Annotated in this window: 14 protein-coding genes, 1 tRNA gene and 1 other RNA gene; 3 read left to right on the top strand and 13 right to left on the bottom strand. The window is 60.5% G+C overall.

The genetic code is table 11. The annotated features are described in order from the left end of the window. Nucleotides 1-128 precede the first annotated feature (128 nt). A complete protein-coding gene (locus tag ADB02_RS11765) occupies nucleotides 129-401 on the bottom strand; it encodes a hypothetical protein (protein WP_241482429.1) in 273 nt (90 codons plus the stop codon). A 1,170-nt stretch (nucleotides 402-1,571) separates the two neighbouring features. On the opposite strand from ADB02_RS11765, the gene ADB02_RS06650 reads away from it, so the two are divergent. Then, complete coding sequence (locus ADB02_RS06650) at nucleotides 1,572-2,939, top strand: exonuclease domain-containing protein (RefSeq protein ID WP_080969588.1); 1,368 nt, start codon at nucleotides 1,572-1,574, stop codon at nucleotides 2,937-2,939. A gap of 59 nt (nucleotides 2,940-2,998) precedes the next feature. On the opposite strand, the gene ADB02_RS06655 is transcribed toward ADB02_RS06650, so the two are convergent. The 4 genes from ADB02_RS06655 to ADB02_RS06670 form a co-directional block, all read right to left on the bottom strand. Continuing rightward, nucleotides 2,999-3,445, bottom strand: a complete 447-nt coding sequence (locus tag ADB02_RS06655) for a DCC1-like thiol-disulfide oxidoreductase family protein (protein ID WP_049190150.1) — start codon at nucleotides 3,443-3,445, stop codon at nucleotides 2,999-3,001. Beyond that, a complete protein-coding gene (locus tag ADB02_RS06660; protein ID WP_141737768.1) occupies nucleotides 3,442-3,966 on the bottom strand; it encodes a hypothetical protein in 525 nt (174 codons plus the stop codon). The genes ADB02_RS06655 and ADB02_RS06660 overlap by 4 nt, the downstream gene beginning before the upstream one ends. 75 nt (nucleotides 3,967-4,041) lie before the next feature. Continuing rightward, nucleotides 4,042-4,941 (bottom strand): ImmA/IrrE family metallo-endopeptidase, encoded by a 900-nt coding sequence (locus ADB02_RS06665; protein WP_049190155.1) that lies wholly within the window; start codon nucleotides 4,939-4,941, stop codon nucleotides 4,042-4,044. 12 nt (nucleotides 4,942-4,953) lie between these two features. Beyond that, on the bottom strand, nucleotides 4,954-5,292 hold the full coding sequence (locus ADB02_RS06670) for a helix-turn-helix domain-containing protein (RefSeq protein ID WP_049190157.1): 339 nt from the start codon (nucleotides 5,290-5,292) through the stop codon (nucleotides 4,954-4,956). 289 nt (nucleotides 5,293-5,581) lie between these two features. Between ADB02_RS06670 and ADB02_RS06675 the strand changes: the two genes are divergently transcribed. Continuing rightward, nucleotides 5,582-6,991, top strand: coding sequence for a MurT ligase domain-containing protein (locus ADB02_RS06675; protein ID WP_241482430.1), 1,410 nt, complete (start codon nucleotides 5,582-5,584; stop codon nucleotides 6,989-6,991). Next, nucleotides 6,992-7,804 carry a type 1 glutamine amidotransferase gene (locus ADB02_RS06680; protein WP_016421874.1) on the top strand — a complete coding sequence of 271 codons (813 nt, stop codon included), beginning with the start codon at nucleotides 6,992-6,994 and terminating at the stop codon, nucleotides 7,802-7,804. A 39-nt stretch (nucleotides 7,805-7,843) separates the two neighbouring features. Here ADB02_RS06680 and recR read toward each other — a convergent pair whose 3' ends face one another. The 8 genes from recR to ADB02_RS06715 form a co-directional block, all read right to left on the bottom strand. Further along, nucleotides 7,844-8,470: a recombination mediator RecR gene (recR, locus tag ADB02_RS06685; RefSeq protein ID WP_005511888.1), complete on the bottom strand. Its 627-nt coding sequence runs from the start codon at nucleotides 8,468-8,470 to the stop codon at nucleotides 7,844-7,846. A 37-nt stretch (nucleotides 8,471-8,507) separates the two neighbouring features. Then, nucleotides 8,508-8,831 carry a YbaB/EbfC family nucleoid-associated protein gene (locus ADB02_RS06690; protein WP_005511884.1) on the bottom strand — a complete coding sequence of 108 codons (324 nt, stop codon included), beginning with the start codon at nucleotides 8,829-8,831 and terminating at the stop codon, nucleotides 8,508-8,510. 114 nt (nucleotides 8,832-8,945) lie between these two features. Then, a complete protein-coding gene (locus ADB02_RS06695; protein ID WP_049190161.1) occupies nucleotides 8,946-11,768 on the bottom strand; it encodes a DNA polymerase III subunit gamma and tau in 2,823 nt (940 codons plus the stop codon). A 30-nt stretch (nucleotides 11,769-11,798) separates the two neighbouring features. Next, nucleotides 11,799-12,524, bottom strand: a complete 726-nt coding sequence (locus tag ADB02_RS06700; RefSeq protein WP_005511889.1) for a suppressor of fused domain protein — start codon at nucleotides 12,522-12,524, stop codon at nucleotides 11,799-11,801. Between the two features lie 34 nt (nucleotides 12,525-12,558). After that, on the bottom strand, nucleotides 12,559-13,830 hold the full coding sequence (locus ADB02_RS06705) for an aminotransferase class I/II-fold pyridoxal phosphate-dependent enzyme (protein WP_176719102.1): 1,272 nt from the start codon (nucleotides 13,828-13,830) through the stop codon (nucleotides 12,559-12,561). 125 nt (nucleotides 13,831-13,955) lie between these two features. Beyond that, on the bottom strand, nucleotides 13,956-15,425 hold the full coding sequence (locus ADB02_RS06710) for a SulP family inorganic anion transporter (RefSeq protein ID WP_049190164.1): 1,470 nt from the start codon (nucleotides 15,423-15,425) through the stop codon (nucleotides 13,956-13,958). Nucleotides 15,426-15,748: 323 nt separating this feature from the next. After that, an RNA gene (ffs, locus tag ADB02_RS11155) (signal recognition particle sRNA small type) lies at nucleotides 15,749-15,843 on the bottom strand. A 245-nt stretch (nucleotides 15,844-16,088) separates the two neighbouring features. Beyond that, nucleotides 16,089-16,174: transfer RNA gene (locus tag ADB02_RS06715), tRNA-Ser, on the bottom strand. Between the last annotated feature and the right edge of the window lie 130 nt (nucleotides 16,175-16,304).

A 16,304-nucleotide genomic window follows, 5' to 3' on the forward strand; every position in this document is an offset into this window, starting at 1 on the left:
CTCCTGGTCGAAAGTGGTGATGCATTCACCGCCTGAACCTACCGTGCTCAAAGTGTCATAAACCTAGTCACTTTCTTTTTGGGGCAAACTATCCAGCGGTCCCTCGGCCCCACTACCCAATTACCCAACTACCCAATCAACGGGCCGGCATTGCGCACATCCGCGCGGAAAGTCACCCCACCTGCGGCTACCACGCGTTCGCGCTCGATGAGGATTGAACGGAGCGTCGATAAGCGAACTGCGTGCAATTCCACCTCTTTCCACACCACCCGCGCGACATCCAGCCCCGTTGCGCGCAGCGAACGCTCGCGGTAAGTCTCCCGCGTGAGCAGCTTGGACTGAGCCGCGGGCGTCGGCGCGACCTCGCTCGCCGAATACTTGATGTGGCCGTCGAACTCCACGACAAGCAGCAGTTCAGGGATATAAAATCCACGCGGGCGAGAAAGTGCGGCGGATCGTGGCTGGTGCCGCGAGTCCAGATTTCGGCTTGCTCGTGGAACTTCAGGCCGAGTTCGAGAAGAGCGGCTTTAGTCAGCGCCTCACCGGGCGTTTCGCAACGACCATGACAGACCGCGAGCGCACGATGAAACAGCTCTTGGCCCCGCACGCTGGGATAATGCACCGGGAGCTCCTCCAGCTGATCGCGCGTGGCGCCATGCCGCAGCGCACCTTCGACAGCCAACACCGCCGCCCGCCACGACACGGACTCCGGCCCCTTCTGCCTGAACCGGACGCGACACTCATCGAAGGCCGCACGCGCGAGCACCGCGACCCGCCGGTCCGCGAGCCCCTGCGTGTGATCCAGATGGATCTCCGAGCGCAAGCGCATGCAATAGTCGATGCCGTGGAACTCCTGACTCCCGCCCACGACCACAATCTTCGCATCGCGCACCAGCACCCACGAACCGTGCAAGGCCAGCGCTGCAGCTCCCGAAATGACGCCTGACGACGTCTCGGAGACCACCGCCAAAGCAGTAATAGCCAGGCGTTTCTCGCGGTGGAGCCCCTCCCAGGCATGCGCGACTACATAGTGACCTCGGCAAAGCCGCTCCAGATAACCGGCCCGCGCTTGCCTTGCGACCTCGCGGTATCCATTCCCCGGCTGGTCATCCGGCCTAATGATTCCAAACTGGTCCGCCACCAGTTGCTTGCGTTTCTTGTTGACCATTTCTCCCCCGCCCCGTGGTTGTTGTCCTGTGGCTGTTGCCCCGTGGTAGTTATTTCGTCCTTATTTTTGTGGCGCTGTTTTGTGGCTCTATTTCGTGGCCTTGGCTTGTGGCACTGTTTTGTGGCCCCTATTTAATAAGGCGCGGAAATTGCCCTCGCGGTTCCATTCCTTTTCGGCTGAGCACCCAGTCGGGGGAAAACTTTTGGGCCTTGCGTGGTTTTTGTAGTTTGCGTGGTTTACGGGACCCGTGTGACCGTGCCCCACGGTCCTTCTGAGCTTGAGGCCGAGCTAGTGCCCAAGTTACTGACTAGGTTTATGACACTTTCGTGGCAAATTTTGTCCTCAAAGTGTCATAAACCTAGTCACTTTCTCCGCGGGTGAGCGCACCCGCTAGTCTTGAGGCATGACTGAATCGGCGCGCGAGGAGCGCAAAGCGACTGGGACCTCTTCTCAGACGAAGAGGCGGCGGCGGAATCGTCGCCGTTCTCAACGCGCGTCGGCAGCGGGCGCGAAAACACCACCAACAGCACCGGCTTCCACCACAACGGACGCAGCCACGACCAACGCAGCTACGCCGGCCTCAACCACCACCGACGCGGCCACGACCAGCGCGGCTATTACCGGCGCAATCGCAACCGGCGCGAGTACCGCTGGCACACCGGCCACAGCCACACCCACACCGGCCACAGCCGAGACCGCCGCAACAAAGGCCGCTGACGAGCACAAGCAGTTCTCGTCGGCGGAGGAAGCTCCTTACGCAATCGTGTCCATCCAGGCCACGGGCATCCACCCCAAGACGTCTCGGCTGGTCAGTCTGGGAGTATCCACCGCCGACAGCAGCGGCAACATCGTGGACACCTGGCATGTCGTCATCAATCCCACCGAAGATCCCGGCCCGACACACCTCCACGGCCTCGAGCCCGCGGACTTCGAGGGGGCACCGAAATTCGGGGTGATCCAGGCCAAGCTCGCGCACGCGCTCGATGGGCGCACGTTGGTTGCTCATAATGCGCCGCTGGTCTGGGGTTTTATAGTTGCCGAGGCCAAGAGGGCCCGTCGTCAAGCGAATCGTGAGCGATCCGCGCGGAATAAGCGGGGGCGTCGTCGTACGCGCACTCGCGTCGCGAGAATTCCGGCGCCCGCACGGATTGCCGATACGTTGGAAACGGCGCGCCGCCAGGGCAAACGGCTTGACGACGCACGCCTGCGCGCCGTCGCGCGCGCCTATGGCCTCGATGTGCCTTCGCCCGAGGCATCGATTGCTGGCATCTCGGTGCCGGAGCGAGTGCGGACGTTGGATGACGTCACCACCACGCTTGCGCTGTTCCGCGCACAGGGCGGGCTCGATGCGGGCGCAACCCTGAACATGTACACGCCCGACCAGCTGCGCGAAGACATTGTGGGCCTGCAGCGCTCGGCAGTGCGTGTCGACGCGATGGAGGCGCCGCGCCCCGTGGAGAACCCCGGCCGCTATACGCCGGGGCGGAAGCTCGCGGAGGGTATGGAGTTCGTCGTGGCACCAGAGGTGTCGCTGGACCCAGATGAGCTGATTGAGGCGGGAGTGCGGGCTGGGCTGGCCTACTCGGAGAAGGTCACGCGAGAGTCATCGGTGCTGGTGTGTAACCGACCTGCGGATGTGACTCCGGATCAACTGACGGGCAAGGCCATGCATGCCCACCGGAAGGACATTCCGATCGTTTCCGATGAGGCATTCTTGCGACTGGTCGGAGAGATGTCGCCGGCCGCTGTGAAGGACGAGGCTAACGGCTGACTCGGTGGCTGCTCATTGGGTAATTGCAGTGGCACTGGGGCAACGGGCCTGCCGGATAGTCATCTTGTGGAGTCTAGTTTGCAGGCGTTAAGCCCCAGGACCGCGCTGATTCTGTGACGGTTGGAAGCGACAACCTTATAGATAAAGCTCCACAGTTTTGTCAGTGGCGGGAAGAGCAGGAATGTGCCCGCACATCGGAATAGTGCCTTGGTGCCGCCCTCACGCAAGGCGATACCTATCGCCTCGTGGCCGTACCGAAATTCTCGGCCGCTCTTAGCACCAGGTTCACCGACTGCTGCTTCGGCTGGGATTGTGGCGACCGCCGGGGTTGGAAGCATGGCGACCGCCTCAGCTGAGATGTGTTGACGAACTTCCTCTGGCAAGGACTGGTCTTCGGGACTAGCACCAATCATGCGGACACCACTGAGTTTGGCCAGAAGGGTCACGCTTGCCTCGCAGAACCCACAATCGCGGTCGTAGTAGAAAGTGATGTCAGGGTTCATCATTTTTCGGCGGCCTTTTTATACAGACTCTTGCCATTAAGTTTGGTGTGCTCAAAATTGACTAGGACATCAAATTTCTGGAGGTCTTCCCAAATTTCCTTGGCTTGCCCGCGCGACCCAATAGAGCCCGACTTCACGCATTGCAGTAGCACGTGCTCGGTATTGAAAATGTATCCAGCTTCTTGCTTCCGCGCTAGCTCACAGGCATCACCATCATCCATGATGAGCGCAGTGGCTACGCCCTTACCCTGATCTTTCGCATAAAGACAATGGGCGATAGCGATGTACTCTCCCAGGTGTTTAGCTTTGCCCCCTTGAAAGGTATAGCCAGGACCAGAATAGAGGCGAACATAGGGATAAAGTTTTTTGTGGTCATCGTCGAGAACTTCGACATTCGGGTGCCCCAGAAACCAATCCCAGTGTCTCTTTCCGCAGTTGAAGCGCCGTTTATCCAATTTGCGTTCGACTTCATTTTTGACTGCTCCTGGAATGCTGATGGTCTTCTTGCCTGCGAAGTCGAGCAAATACTGGTGATTCTTCGAACATACGAAATTAAGAAGTACGCTTGTATCAGCTATTAGGAGGTAACCAGCCATCGTTTATTGGGCGCTTTCTGAACTATCGGGACCATCGCCGAAGAAAGCGTCTAGTTCCGCGAAGGGATCTGCTTCCGTGTCAGCCGCATCCTGATTCTGCACATTCGCATCATGCCTCAATGGCGGTAACTGTGACTGCGATGCACTTATCAGCTCCTTCACCTCATCGACACTGCTCATTTCAGCAAAAGCAATGCTGGGAAGGTCGACTATCCCCTGTTCGTAAGCGCGATATACGTCTTTCACCAACCGCGCTGATGGTTGCACTAGTTCGGAGACCTTTACCGCGCGGTCATAGTCAGCTTTCCAGCCATACCGGGCAGCCAGCGTGGGAGCTGATACACCTTTCAGTTCTTCCGATTGCCCTTCGCTAATGAGGTCTGCGCGCCTCATCTGAATAAGTGCGACTCGCGGCGAAATTTGATACTTGCGAACGACATGGGACAACGCAGCAAGGACGTCACCTCCACCGATAAGCTCGCCGAGGTTCTGGTCTGTTTTCAACCCATCAGTTGGGCAGAGCACATTACGAGCGAAGGCATCAGCACGAACTTCCTGATAATCACGCTTGCCACAGGCGTATATTCCAGGCTCAGAGTGCTCATCATCTGCAACGATTTTCGAGGACTCGAAATCATTGGAAACAAAATGCCCAATTTCATGCGCAACGGTAAACCGCTGACGGTAAGGAACGGATGACTTCGCAATTCCAATGACTGTCGCTCCCGTCACGGGGTCACGCAAAGCAAGTGCATCAACATTGGCTGGTAAATCCAGAATCATAAAATCTGCATTAACCAACTGCATAAAGCCAGCGATGTCGGCGATTGGATCATTTCCTAGGGTGTGCTTCTTGCGGAACTCTATAGCAAGGTCGAGCCCCTCCTTGCTCGCACTGCACATGGGGAACCCTCCTTAATTTTGAGTTAGCAGCACTCGAAGCTGCAGGTAAGGCAAAAGCATCTCCCGCGCTCCCTTAACACTCGCGCCATCCTGTGAAGTGCGGGCCACGGCCTGCACACGCTGGCTGACCGGGTTTTCCTCCACAAGTTCATCCAACGGCACGCCAAGAGCCCACGCAAGCGCCATAACCTGCTCAAGTGAGTAAGTCGCCTTGCCATTTTCCAGGCGACTGACTGCAGATTGCGACACCACACCATCGGTGGCGTCAGCCAAATCACGTGTGGTCATGCCACGATTTGTGCGCAACTGATGCAAGCGCGCGCCGAAGAAGTTGCTTTCTGTATTAGCCATACCTCTTCCCCCTTATCTGCTAGTGGACAGTATAAGGCAACACATGAATCAAAACAATAATTCTTTGATTCAGTGCTTGAATTCGATTCCTCAAAAACGCTTTCTCACCTCGGTAATCTCCTTCCTCTCTTCCGCCGCATGACCGCCTAATCCCCGAAGATCAACATGATCGCAATCACCTCAAAGTTCAGATTTCAAGGCTCCGCAGGGAGACCTCCCACAAATCCCATCAGGCCTCGCAGGCCTGCTTCTTAGGCCTAGCCCTTTCGTGCGCGTAATATTTACACACATGACAAATGGCACCTCTCCGCAATCGCATTCCGCTGATAGCGCGGATGCCAGCCCGCACGGTACTGCTTCGAGTGGCTCCCGCGACTCGAATAGTTCTCTTGGCCTGCGCGGCACCGGCGCCCGCCTGCGCGCCGGCCTCGCCACATCCGCCGCTCACGCCGCCACCTGGGCTTCCAGGAAGTCCGGCCGCGGCGCGGGTGGCATGATTGGTGGCCTGATTGCGCAGAAGATTGACCCGCGCATTCTGGCTTCCCTCGGCAAGGGACGCCCGGCCGCGATCATCACTGGCACCAACGGCAAGTCCACCACCACCCGTATGTTCGCGGCCGCCATGCGCGCCGCTGGCCACAACGTGGCCACCAACGAGGGCGGCGACAACATGGACGCGGGTATTATCTCCGCGCTGCTCGCCACTCCCGATGCGGACAGCCTGGTCCTGGAGGTCGATGAGCTGCACGTCCCGCACATCGCAGAGGACCTGAAACCGCAGGTCCTGGTGCTGCTGAACCTTTCCCGCGACCAGCTCGACCGCGTCGGCGAGATCAACAAGATTGAGGCCACACTCCGCGCTGCGGTGGACGCTAACCCGCAGGCGACGGTCATCGCCAACTGCGACGACCCACTCATCGCGTCGGCTGCGTGGGATGCCAAGAAGGTTATTTGGGTCTCCGCGGGCGGTGGCTGGACCAACGATGCCACCTCTTCCCCGCGCACCGGCGGCCCCATCATCCAGGACGGCCACAACTGGTACGCCGTGAAGCCACTCCCGGACGGCTCGGAGTTCAAGCGGCCAGAGCCGGACTACCGCATCACTGCGGAGGGAGTCATCACGCCTGCTGGCGACACCCTGCCAATGAACCTCACGCTGCCGGGCAACGCCAATCGCGGCAACGCCACCTTGGCGATTGCGGGCGCTGTCGATATGGGCGCGGACCTGGAGAAATCCCTCCGGGCCACCGAGACCGTCGACAACGTTGCGGGCCGCTACTCCACCATGGTTGTGAGAGATGACAAAGGCGCCGAGAAGCACGTGCGCATGCTGTTGGCCAAGAACCCGGCCGGCTGGCAGGAGGCGCTGTCCATGGTCGACCGCACCGCAGATGCAGTGGTCATCGCAGTCAACGGTCACGTCGCTGACGGCGAGGATCTGTCCTGGCTGTGGGATGTCCGCTTCGAGGACTTCGACGGCATGGATGTGCTGTCCGCGGGCGAACGCGGAACTGACCTCGCGGTGCGGTTGCTGTATGCGGGCATCGATGCGAGGTTGGTCGCAAATCCGCTGCAGGCGATCCGGTCGTGTGAGGCGCGGGGGTCGTCGTCAAGCGTTACCCGAGTTGAGGTGCTGGCGAACTACACCGCCTTCCGCGATTTGAAGCGCGACATCGAACGAGCACAGGAGGAAAAGTAAATGAGCGAGCTGTCTATCGGCCTGATCCTCCCGGACGTGCTGGGCACCTACGGCGATGACGGAAATGCGCTGGTGCTGCGGCAACGCGCGCGGATGCGTGGGATTGACGCCGAGATTGTCCCGATCAAGCTGGGCGATGCCGTCCCCACCGACCTGGATATCTACACCGTCGGCGGCGGCGAGGACGTCGCACAAACCATCGCGGTGGAGCATCTGATCAATGACGGCGGCATCAAAAAGGCAGCCGAGGCCGGGAAGCAGGTCCTCGCGATTTGCGCGGGCTTCCAGATCTTCGGCAATTCCTTCCGCGCGGGCGGACGCGACGTCGCAGGTCTCGGCCTTGTCGATTGCACCACCGATTCGCTGGAGTCGCGCGCGATCGGCGAAATCTGCACGCTCGTCGATCCCACGAACGGTTTGCTTGACGACGTCGACGCCAGCCCACTGACTGGCTTCGAAAACCACATGGGTCGCACGACCCTGGGTGCCGATGCGAAGCCGCTTGGTCGGGTTGTCCGTGGCGTGGGCAATACCGGCCCGGAAGTGGAGCAGGCGGACTCCGGGATTGCTCCGGGAGTGGATGTTTCTGCACTCACACCGACCGGTGGCGCCGAAGGCGCGGTGCAGGGTTCGATTATCTGTACCTACCTGCACGGACCTGTGTTGGCTCGCAATCCGCAGCTGGCTGATCTTTTGCTGGCCCGCGCTACCAACCAGGACCTGTCGAGCCTGGCTCCGCTGGACCTCGAGGTCGTGGATAAGCTGCGCGAAGAGCGCATCCCGTCCAAGCCGCGTCCGAAGAGCGAGCGCTAGTTTTGTAGTTTCGCGCGCGGCCGGTTGGCTGGACGGCGGCTAGACCTTCAGCCGGCCCGTCAGCGCGCGGGACAGGGTGAGTTCATCGACGAACTCCAAGTCACCACCGAGCGGCATGCCGGAGGCCAACCGAGTGACCTCGAGATCCGGGAAGTCCCGCAGCAGCCGGGCCAAATAGGTCGCGGTGGCTTCGCCCTCGGTGTTGGGGTCAGTCGCGATGATGACCTCGTGGATTTCAGGGGGTTGGGTCTCGTCGACGTCGTCAAGCACGCCTGCGATACGTTGCAACAGCGTGCGGATATTGAGCTCGTTCGGACCGATGCCGCCAAGCGGATCGAGCGCCCCGCCGAGCACGTGGTAGCGACCGTTGTACTCCCCCGTGCGCTCGATGGCCTGGATATCGCGCGCCTCTTCAACGACGCACACCAAACCGCGGTCGCGGCGTGTGTCCGAGCAGTACTGGCACACATCGGTTTCCGAAATATTGCCGCAGACCCGGCAGAATTGCACACCCTCGCGCACCCGACCAAGCGCGGATTGGAGCCGGCCGATGTCCTCCGGCTCCGCCTTCATCAGGTAGAAAGCGATACGCTGAGCTGACTTCGGGCCGATGCCCGGCAGGCGCGAGAACTCATCAATGAGATCTTGGAGTGGTCCCTCGAACAATGATAATTACCTACAAATACTGGTCTGAAAAGCTAATTTAGAAACCGAGGCCACCGAGACCGTCGAAGCCCTGGGACAGCGGGCCCATCTTCTGCTCCGCCAGCGACTGCACCTTAGCGGTAGCGTCCTGGAAAGCAGCGAGAACCAGGTCCTGCAGCCCGTCGACGTCCTCCGGGTCAACGACCTTCGGATCAATGGCGATGTCCGTGACCTCGCCCGAGCCCTGCATAGTCACCTTGACCAGACCGCCGCCGGCCTCACCGACGATGGTGGAAGCGACGATCTCCTGCTGTGCTGCCTGCAGCTGCGCCTGCATCTGCTGTGCCTGCTGCAGAATTGCGTTCATATCTGGCTGAGTCATAATTAATGTTCCTAACTATTGTGATCTTTACGTGCTGATTTGTAGTTACGCGCACGCTTCTAAGGCTCATCGCCCATGCTTTACGACGCGCATCGCCGCCCCATTCTAACGGCTCTAGCGGTCTTCCAGCGGTTTGGCTCCCAGCTCCTTTTCCAGCATCTCCATGACCACGTCCTTTAGCGAGCGGTGATCGAGAGACCCGACCTCGTTCGCGGCCTCGAAATACTCGGAGGTGTCCTCTTCGTAGTTGTTGTCCTGCGGGGTTTGGGGAACCGGGTTGTAGTTGGTGTTGGCGTTGGAGTTGTAGTTGGACGGGTTGCGCGAACTGTAGCTCTCTGTGCCCTCTGCGCCCTCTGGTGGAGCGAACTCCTCCATCGGCTCTGGTGGCAGCGGGACGCCGCCGAAGCCCGAATCCTGATTGGCCTGGGCCTGGGCGTTTGCCTGTGCATTGGCCTGGGCCGCGCGCAGGAATGACTGCGGCTGATTTGGCTGCTGCGGTTGTTGCTGGGCCGGGTTCGGGTTCGGTTGAGCTGGCTGGCTTGGTTGGCTTGGCTGATGTGGCTGTGCCGGCTGGTCGTGGCCTGCCTGCTGTCCCATCGCAGCACGCTTGGCGGCTTCGATTTTGGCACGGCGCTCAACAACGGATGCGTATGCCGACGACCGCTGCGGGCCTGGCTGCGGCTGCTGTACCTGCTGCTCAGATGTCTCTGGTTGCGCTGGTGCTGCTGGTGTCGGTGCAGGGGCGGTGTCGTTCGGCGAGGACGAACCTCTTGACGACGAATCATCCTCCCCGGAACCACCATTAGTAGCTGTTGAACGCGGTGCGCGCGGGCGCGTACCGACGACACAGTGCACCTGGCCGTTGAAGCCCGTCACCTGCTTCACTGCAGCGGACAGTGCCTGAGCGTAATCAGGCGTATTGAGCCTGGTAGCGAGCGCTCCTGTGCTGTGTCCAATGACGAGCGTGTCGTTTTCGACATCGAGCGGTACCGCCTGCTCGGCCAGCACGCGAATGGGGAACGCATGCTGTCCGTCGACAGCCGCAAGGATGTCCTGCCAGTGCTCGCGGATTTGCTCGATACCGGCGGGTGCAGGTTCGGGCTCCGGCTGTGCTGGTTGCTCCGGCTGTGGGGCCTGAGTTGGCTGTTCAGAGTGAGCTGTCGAGGCAGAGACAACTGGCTCCTCCTCGACAATCGACATCGAGCCGCCTTCCCCCTCACGCTCGCGGGTTTGCTGCTCACGCTCCTGCGCAAGCTGCGCCCGAGTCTGCTGCTCGCTGATGCGGGCATGCTCCGCCATCTTCCGACGGAACTCACGAATCTTCTCCGCCTGTGCTTCTTCCTCGGACATCGGCTGCTCAGCCGGTTCAGGCTGCTGCGGTTGTTCGGCCTGCTGAGACTGTTCAACTGATTCGGCCGGCGTAGCCTGCGTAGGCTGTTCAGGCTGTTCAGCGGTCGCAGTAGGTGCTTCTGGTGCAGGCTGCGGCTCAGTCACCGACTCCTGCGACACCGGTGCCGCTGGTGCAGACTGCTGCTGAACAGGTTCCGGCTGAGCCTGAGGCTGCGACGCTGCCTGCCCAGCACGACTGCCCTGGGCCTGCGCCCCCTTCTTACGCTGGGCATTCCGCTGGCGCCATGCCTCACGAGCCGACTGGCCAGACTGCATCGGCGAAGCATCGGCCTCAGCCGCACCCGACCCCGGCCCCGCGGCGGAAGACGCCGGTGCCGCTGCGGGGGTTGCGGCCCCCGAGCCGTCGGCAAGCGCGGGCCTGCCGTGTTCCAACGCCTCTACGCGCTGCAGCAGCGACTCCACCGAATCTTCGGTGGCGGGCAGGAGCATGCGCGCGCACAGGACCTCGAGAAGCAGACGCGGCGAAGTCACGCCGCGGAAGTGACGCAGGCCGTCAGAGAGCACCTGCGTGAAGCGCGTCAGGGTAGCCGGGGGAATTGTCCCGGCCTGCTCCAGGACGCCGTCGATTTGGCTCTCCGGAATCTCTACAAGCCCCTGCTCCAGCGCGTTCGGCACTGCGGACAGCACCAGCAAATCACGCACTCGGCCAAGCAGATCCGAGGCAAACCGAGCCGGATCCTGGCCCGACATAATCACACGCCCGACCACGCTAAACATGGCCGCGCGATCGCCTGCCGCCAGCGCCTCAATCGCATCCGTGATGATTACGCTGTCAGTGACACCGAGAATGGCCGCAGAAGTCTCATAATCCACACCATCGGTGCCGGAACCAGCAATGAGCTGATCCATAACCGACAGCGAGTCACGCGGCGAACCGCCACCGGCCTGGATGACCAGCGGATACACGTCCGGCTCTACCCGCACACCCTCGGCCGTGACCACACGCTCAAGCAGCCCGCGCATATCCGGCGGGGTCAAAAGCCGGAACGGATAGTGGTGTGTACGCGAGCGAATCGTCGGCAGCACACGCTCCGGCTCCGTGGTCGCAAAAATGAAGATGAGATGCTCCGGCGGCTCCTCCACAATCTTCAACAGCGCATTGAAACCCGAGGCGGTAATCATATGCGCCTCGTCAATAATGAAGATGCGGTAGCGCGACTCCGCCGGCTGGAAGATAGCCTTTTCCCGCAGCTCACGCATATCTTCCACACCGTTGTGGGAAGCCGCGTCCAGCTCAATAACGTCCAAATTGCCCGGACCACCCGGCGCCAACGCACGACACGACGCACACTGGCCACACGGTGTCGCCGTCGGCCCCTCCGCACAGTTCAAACTGCGCGCCATAATGCGCGCCGACGAAGTCTTGCCACAGCCACGCGGCCCGGAGAACAAATACGCATGGTTAATGCGGTTGGGACGCCCCTGCGCATCACGAGATTCCAACGCCGCCGACAGCGGGTCAGTTACGTGCCGCTGCCCCACCACTTCGGCGAACGATGCCGGACGATACTTCCTATACAGAGCCACGTGCTCAGCCTACCTTCCACCCCGGACCGGCTAGTTCGAACCCTCCTGGGAAACAACCGACTCGCGGCACCAATCCCGCAGGTCAGCGTCCACTTCGGCCAACTTCTGCATCAACGCCTGCGGACCCTGCTGCTCATAAAACACCAGCTCCGCATCCGTAATTGGCACCAGCTGCGTCATCGTGGTCATGCGCCCCTGCGGCGACTCCACATCGCCCTCATGCAGGCTGATCTTGCCCGGCATCTCGGACACATTGGGCACCCCGTCGCTCCACACATACGGCACCGTGCACAGCACGTGCGCCACGGTAAAGGCCGCGCTTGACGACGACTCCCCTACCTCGGCCACCTGATCGGCCGCCAGCCGCACCGCATTCGGGATGACACGGCCCGGAATTGGCGACAGGAACTCCGGTTCTTCCTCCACCAGCGCTCCCGCGGCCGCGACCATGGTGGCCACGGGAAAATCAGCGTATGCGACGGAGAAGAGCTCCACGCGGATATCCGTCTTTGCTGCGCCGGTCAGGCCACAGTAGTTGCGGCCCAACTCCACGGTGGCGGCTGCCGTTTCCGGACGACGCTCGTTCGCTTGGCCGTCCGGCCCGTCGTAAAGTGAGAACTCAGCGACCCGAAGCGGAGCCGAATCGTGTTCCTGCCCGTGCCGACCACTGCCCGGCAGCTCCGTCACATACTCGCTGACCTGGGGTTCTCCGGGGAAAAGCCCGGAGATCCAAAACTTCGTCTCTTCGAAGTTCATATAGTCCTATCCCGACCTACCTGGCCTGCTTAACCTACGCAGTCGCCTTCTCAGCGGCGGCGAGCAGCACACAGGTAGCGACGCCATCCATAGCAACCTCGAGCTCCTCCATCGGAGGCAGCGACGGTGCCAGGCGGATATTGCGATCATTCGGATCCTGCTTCAGCGGGAAGGAAGAACCAGAACCGGTCAGCGCAATGCCGGCCTCCTTGGCCAGCTCCACCACGCGACGAGCAGTGCCATCGACCACGTCGAGGTTGATGAAGTAACCGCCGGTCGGCTTCGACCACTCTGCCACGCCGTACTCCGTCAGGCGCTCATCCAGAATCTGCAGAACCTTCTCAAACTTCGGAGCCAGCGAACCTGCATGACGACGCATCTGCTCACGCACGCCCTCCGCGTCACCGAAGAACTTGGCGTGAGCCAACTGGTTGACCTTGTTCGGGCCAATGCCGCGGATACCAGCGTGCTTGAGGTAATCCTCCAAGTTGGCGTCCGAGGAAGCGTAGAAAGCAATACCAGCGCCTGCGAAGGTAATCTTCGAGGTCGAGCCGAATGCCCACACGCGGTTCGGGTTACCGGCCTCTTCCGCCCACTTAATGACGTTGTGAATCTCCGGGAACTCATCCGTCAGCGTGTGAACCATGTAGGCGTTATCCCACATCAGACGGAAATCCGGAGCGGCGGTCTCCATTTCAACCAGACGGCGGCAGACCTCAGCGCTGTAGGTCACGCCCGTCGGGTTGGAGAACATCGGGACATTCCACATGCCCTTAATCTGCGGGTCGGAGGCCACCAGCTTCTCCACGACATCCATATCCGGACCGTCTTCGTTCAACGGCACCTGGATCATCTCAATGCCGAAGTGCTGCGTAATGGAAAAGTGCCGGTCATACCCCGGAACCGGGCACAGCCACTTCAGCACCGGCTCCTCGTTCCACGGGCGCTCCGAGTCCACATTGCCGAACTGCATGGCCCACGAAATCAGGTCAAACTGGATGTTCAGGCTGGAAGCATCCTGTGCCAGGACGTTTTCCACCGGCAGATCCAGCAGTTCCGCCCAGATAGCGCGGATATCAGTAATGCCCTTGGCGTTGCCGTAATTGCGGACATCCTCCCCAGAAGCCGAAATGTAATCCGGCGCCGGGAGACCCAGCAGGGCGTTTGCGAAATCGAGCTGCTCCGACGACGGCTTACCACGAGTCAAATTCAGTGCGAGGTTACGGGATTTCAGTTCCTCATATGCCTTCGCAAACTCATCCTTGTGTGCCGCCAACTGCTGAACATCGAAGGAATCCACGGCCATGGTGTACGCACCCTCCCAGGTATCGGACATAAGTTAAAACCTGACAAAACTGGCACGGAAAACTTTTTCCCCGCGCCGCATCCGGCTTTGCAACCAAGTGTAAGGCATACCCCGGATTGGGATTTCTACAACTTCCCCGACAGCGCATCCAGACGCTGCTTACTCGGCCCCTCCAAGCCGATAATCTCTACCTCTTTGCCCCGGTCAGCAAACTTGACCCGCACCGAATCCAATGCCGCCACTGTGGAGGCATCCCAAATCTCAGCCTCCGACATATCGATGACAATCCGCTGCGCAGGATCGGTGTAGTCGAATTGGTACACCAGGTCGTTACTGGAGGCGAAGAACAGCTGCCCCCGCACCTTGTACGTCCGGGAGTGGGCGCTGGGATCGTCGTCAAGCACGTCAATCCTGACCAGGTGAGCGACACGGCGCGCGAACATCAGCGACGCCACGACCACACCCAAAACCACGCCGATGGCGAGGTTATCCGTCGCCAGCGTGGCGATGACCGTCACCAGCATCACCGCCGTCTCCGAACGCGGCATCGGGCGCAACGTCCGAGGGGAAATCGAGCGCCAATCGACTGTGTCCACCGACACCACGACCATCACCGCAACCAGCGCCGCCATCGGAATCACTCCAACTGCAGAACTGAGCAGAAGGACCAGAATGAGCAGGAAGACACCGGAAAAGAGCGTCGTCAAGCGAGTGCGTCCCGACGATTCCTTCACACCCACCATCGTCTGACCAATCATCGCGCAGCCAGCGATACCGCCGAAGAAACCGCCCGCGATGTTCGCCACACCCAGCCCCCACGTCTCGCGGGTCTTGTCCGAATGCGTATCCGTGATGTCGTCCACGAGCTTCGCCGTCATCAGCGATTCCATGATGCCGACAATCGCCACGCCCACCGAATACGGCGCAATCAGCTGCAGAGTCTCCCAGGTCAGGGGCACATTCGGGATCAGCAGCTGCGGGAGGGATTCCGGAAGCTCGCCCATATCGCTCACGTTCGGCACGCGCCAATTCGCCAACACCGCAACAAGCGTGACGACGATCACCGTTACCAGCGGAGCCGGAATCGCGGTGAACACGCGGGGCAGGAACACCATAATCGCAATACCCAGAGCGACCAGCGGATACACCAACCAGGGCACATCGATGAGATGCTCGAGCTGCGCAGTGAAAATGAGGATACCCAGCGCGTTAACAAAGCCAATCATGACCGCGCGCGGAATGAAACGCTGCAGCTTAGCGATACCCAGCGCCGCAAAAGCAATCTGCAACACACCCGCGAGCAGCACCGTTGGAATGAGGTAATCCATCCCGTACGTCCGCGACAACGGCGCGACGACGAGCGCAACCGAACCAGCGGCAGCAGTAATCATGGCCGGGCGGCCACCCGTAAAGGCAATCACAATGGCCATAATCACCGAGCTAAACAGCCCCACCGCCGGGTCCACGCCCGCCAGGATGGAAAACGAGATGACCTCGGGGATTAGCGCGAACGACACCGCAGCACCGGCCAGCAGCTCGGTGCGCAGGCGCTTCGGTGAAGAAACTGCGAACCGGAAGGAGTCCCACACGCCCATTGGCGCTGGGGTTTCTCGGGTTTCTGGTGGTCCTGGAGTTTCTAGCGGTTCTCGTGTTGTCTGTGGTGGCACTCGCGTGTCGTCTGCATCGCTCATGCACAGTATTCTGCCAGACCAGCGAACGCGAAACGCGACCACTTGTGGCCAAGGTATTCACCTATCGATGCGCTGCAGCGTGGCCATAAGTGAATAGCTCATCGATAGGTGAAATGGCCTGGCCAATATCGCGGGGATAAGTGCCGAAAAACATCGATAGGTCACAGGAAACCGTCGACAAGTGCCCGAAACCTTGCCACAAGTGCCAGAAGAACGCTGGGGTTAAAAAAAGGGGACCCCACGCACCCGTCAGAGCTCGCTGACCCTTGCTGCATTCCTGCCCTGGGGGAGTTCACGAGATGGACGCCACATGGGATCCGTGAAGACAGCCTACTACAGGCCCAGGCAAAAAGTCACACTGCTAGCGCTCGCCGCACCGTTCAGCGAAGAACTGCCACACTAATCAGCGCACTGCCACCACGGATTCGTCACCAGTTTCGTGACAGCATTCATGACAGCTTTCATGACAGTTCCCCGCCTCCCCGCAGCCCCCGGCATACACTGCAAATCCACTCACCTGCATAAATACAAGAAAACCCCCGGCGTAAACCGGGGGTCTTCACTCTGCGGAGGATGTGGGATTTGAACCCACGAGGGATGTGACTCCCGCACGCGTTCCAGGCGTGTGACATAGGCCGCTAGTCGAATCCTCCAACGTCGTTAAAGACTACCCAACAAACCCCATTTTCCCAAAACGCGCCCCCTACCAGGGAAAACGAGGCATTTAAGCGGTACTTCTTCGCAATCGGTGCCACCAACAGCAACCAACTCCGGTTGCCGACT

It is taken from the genome of Corynebacterium sp. 212_CJEI, assembly GCF_001055915.1.
In the GTDB taxonomy this organism is placed as follows: domain Bacteria; phylum Actinomycetota; class Actinomycetes; order Mycobacteriales; family Mycobacteriaceae; genus Corynebacterium; species Corynebacterium jeikeium_D.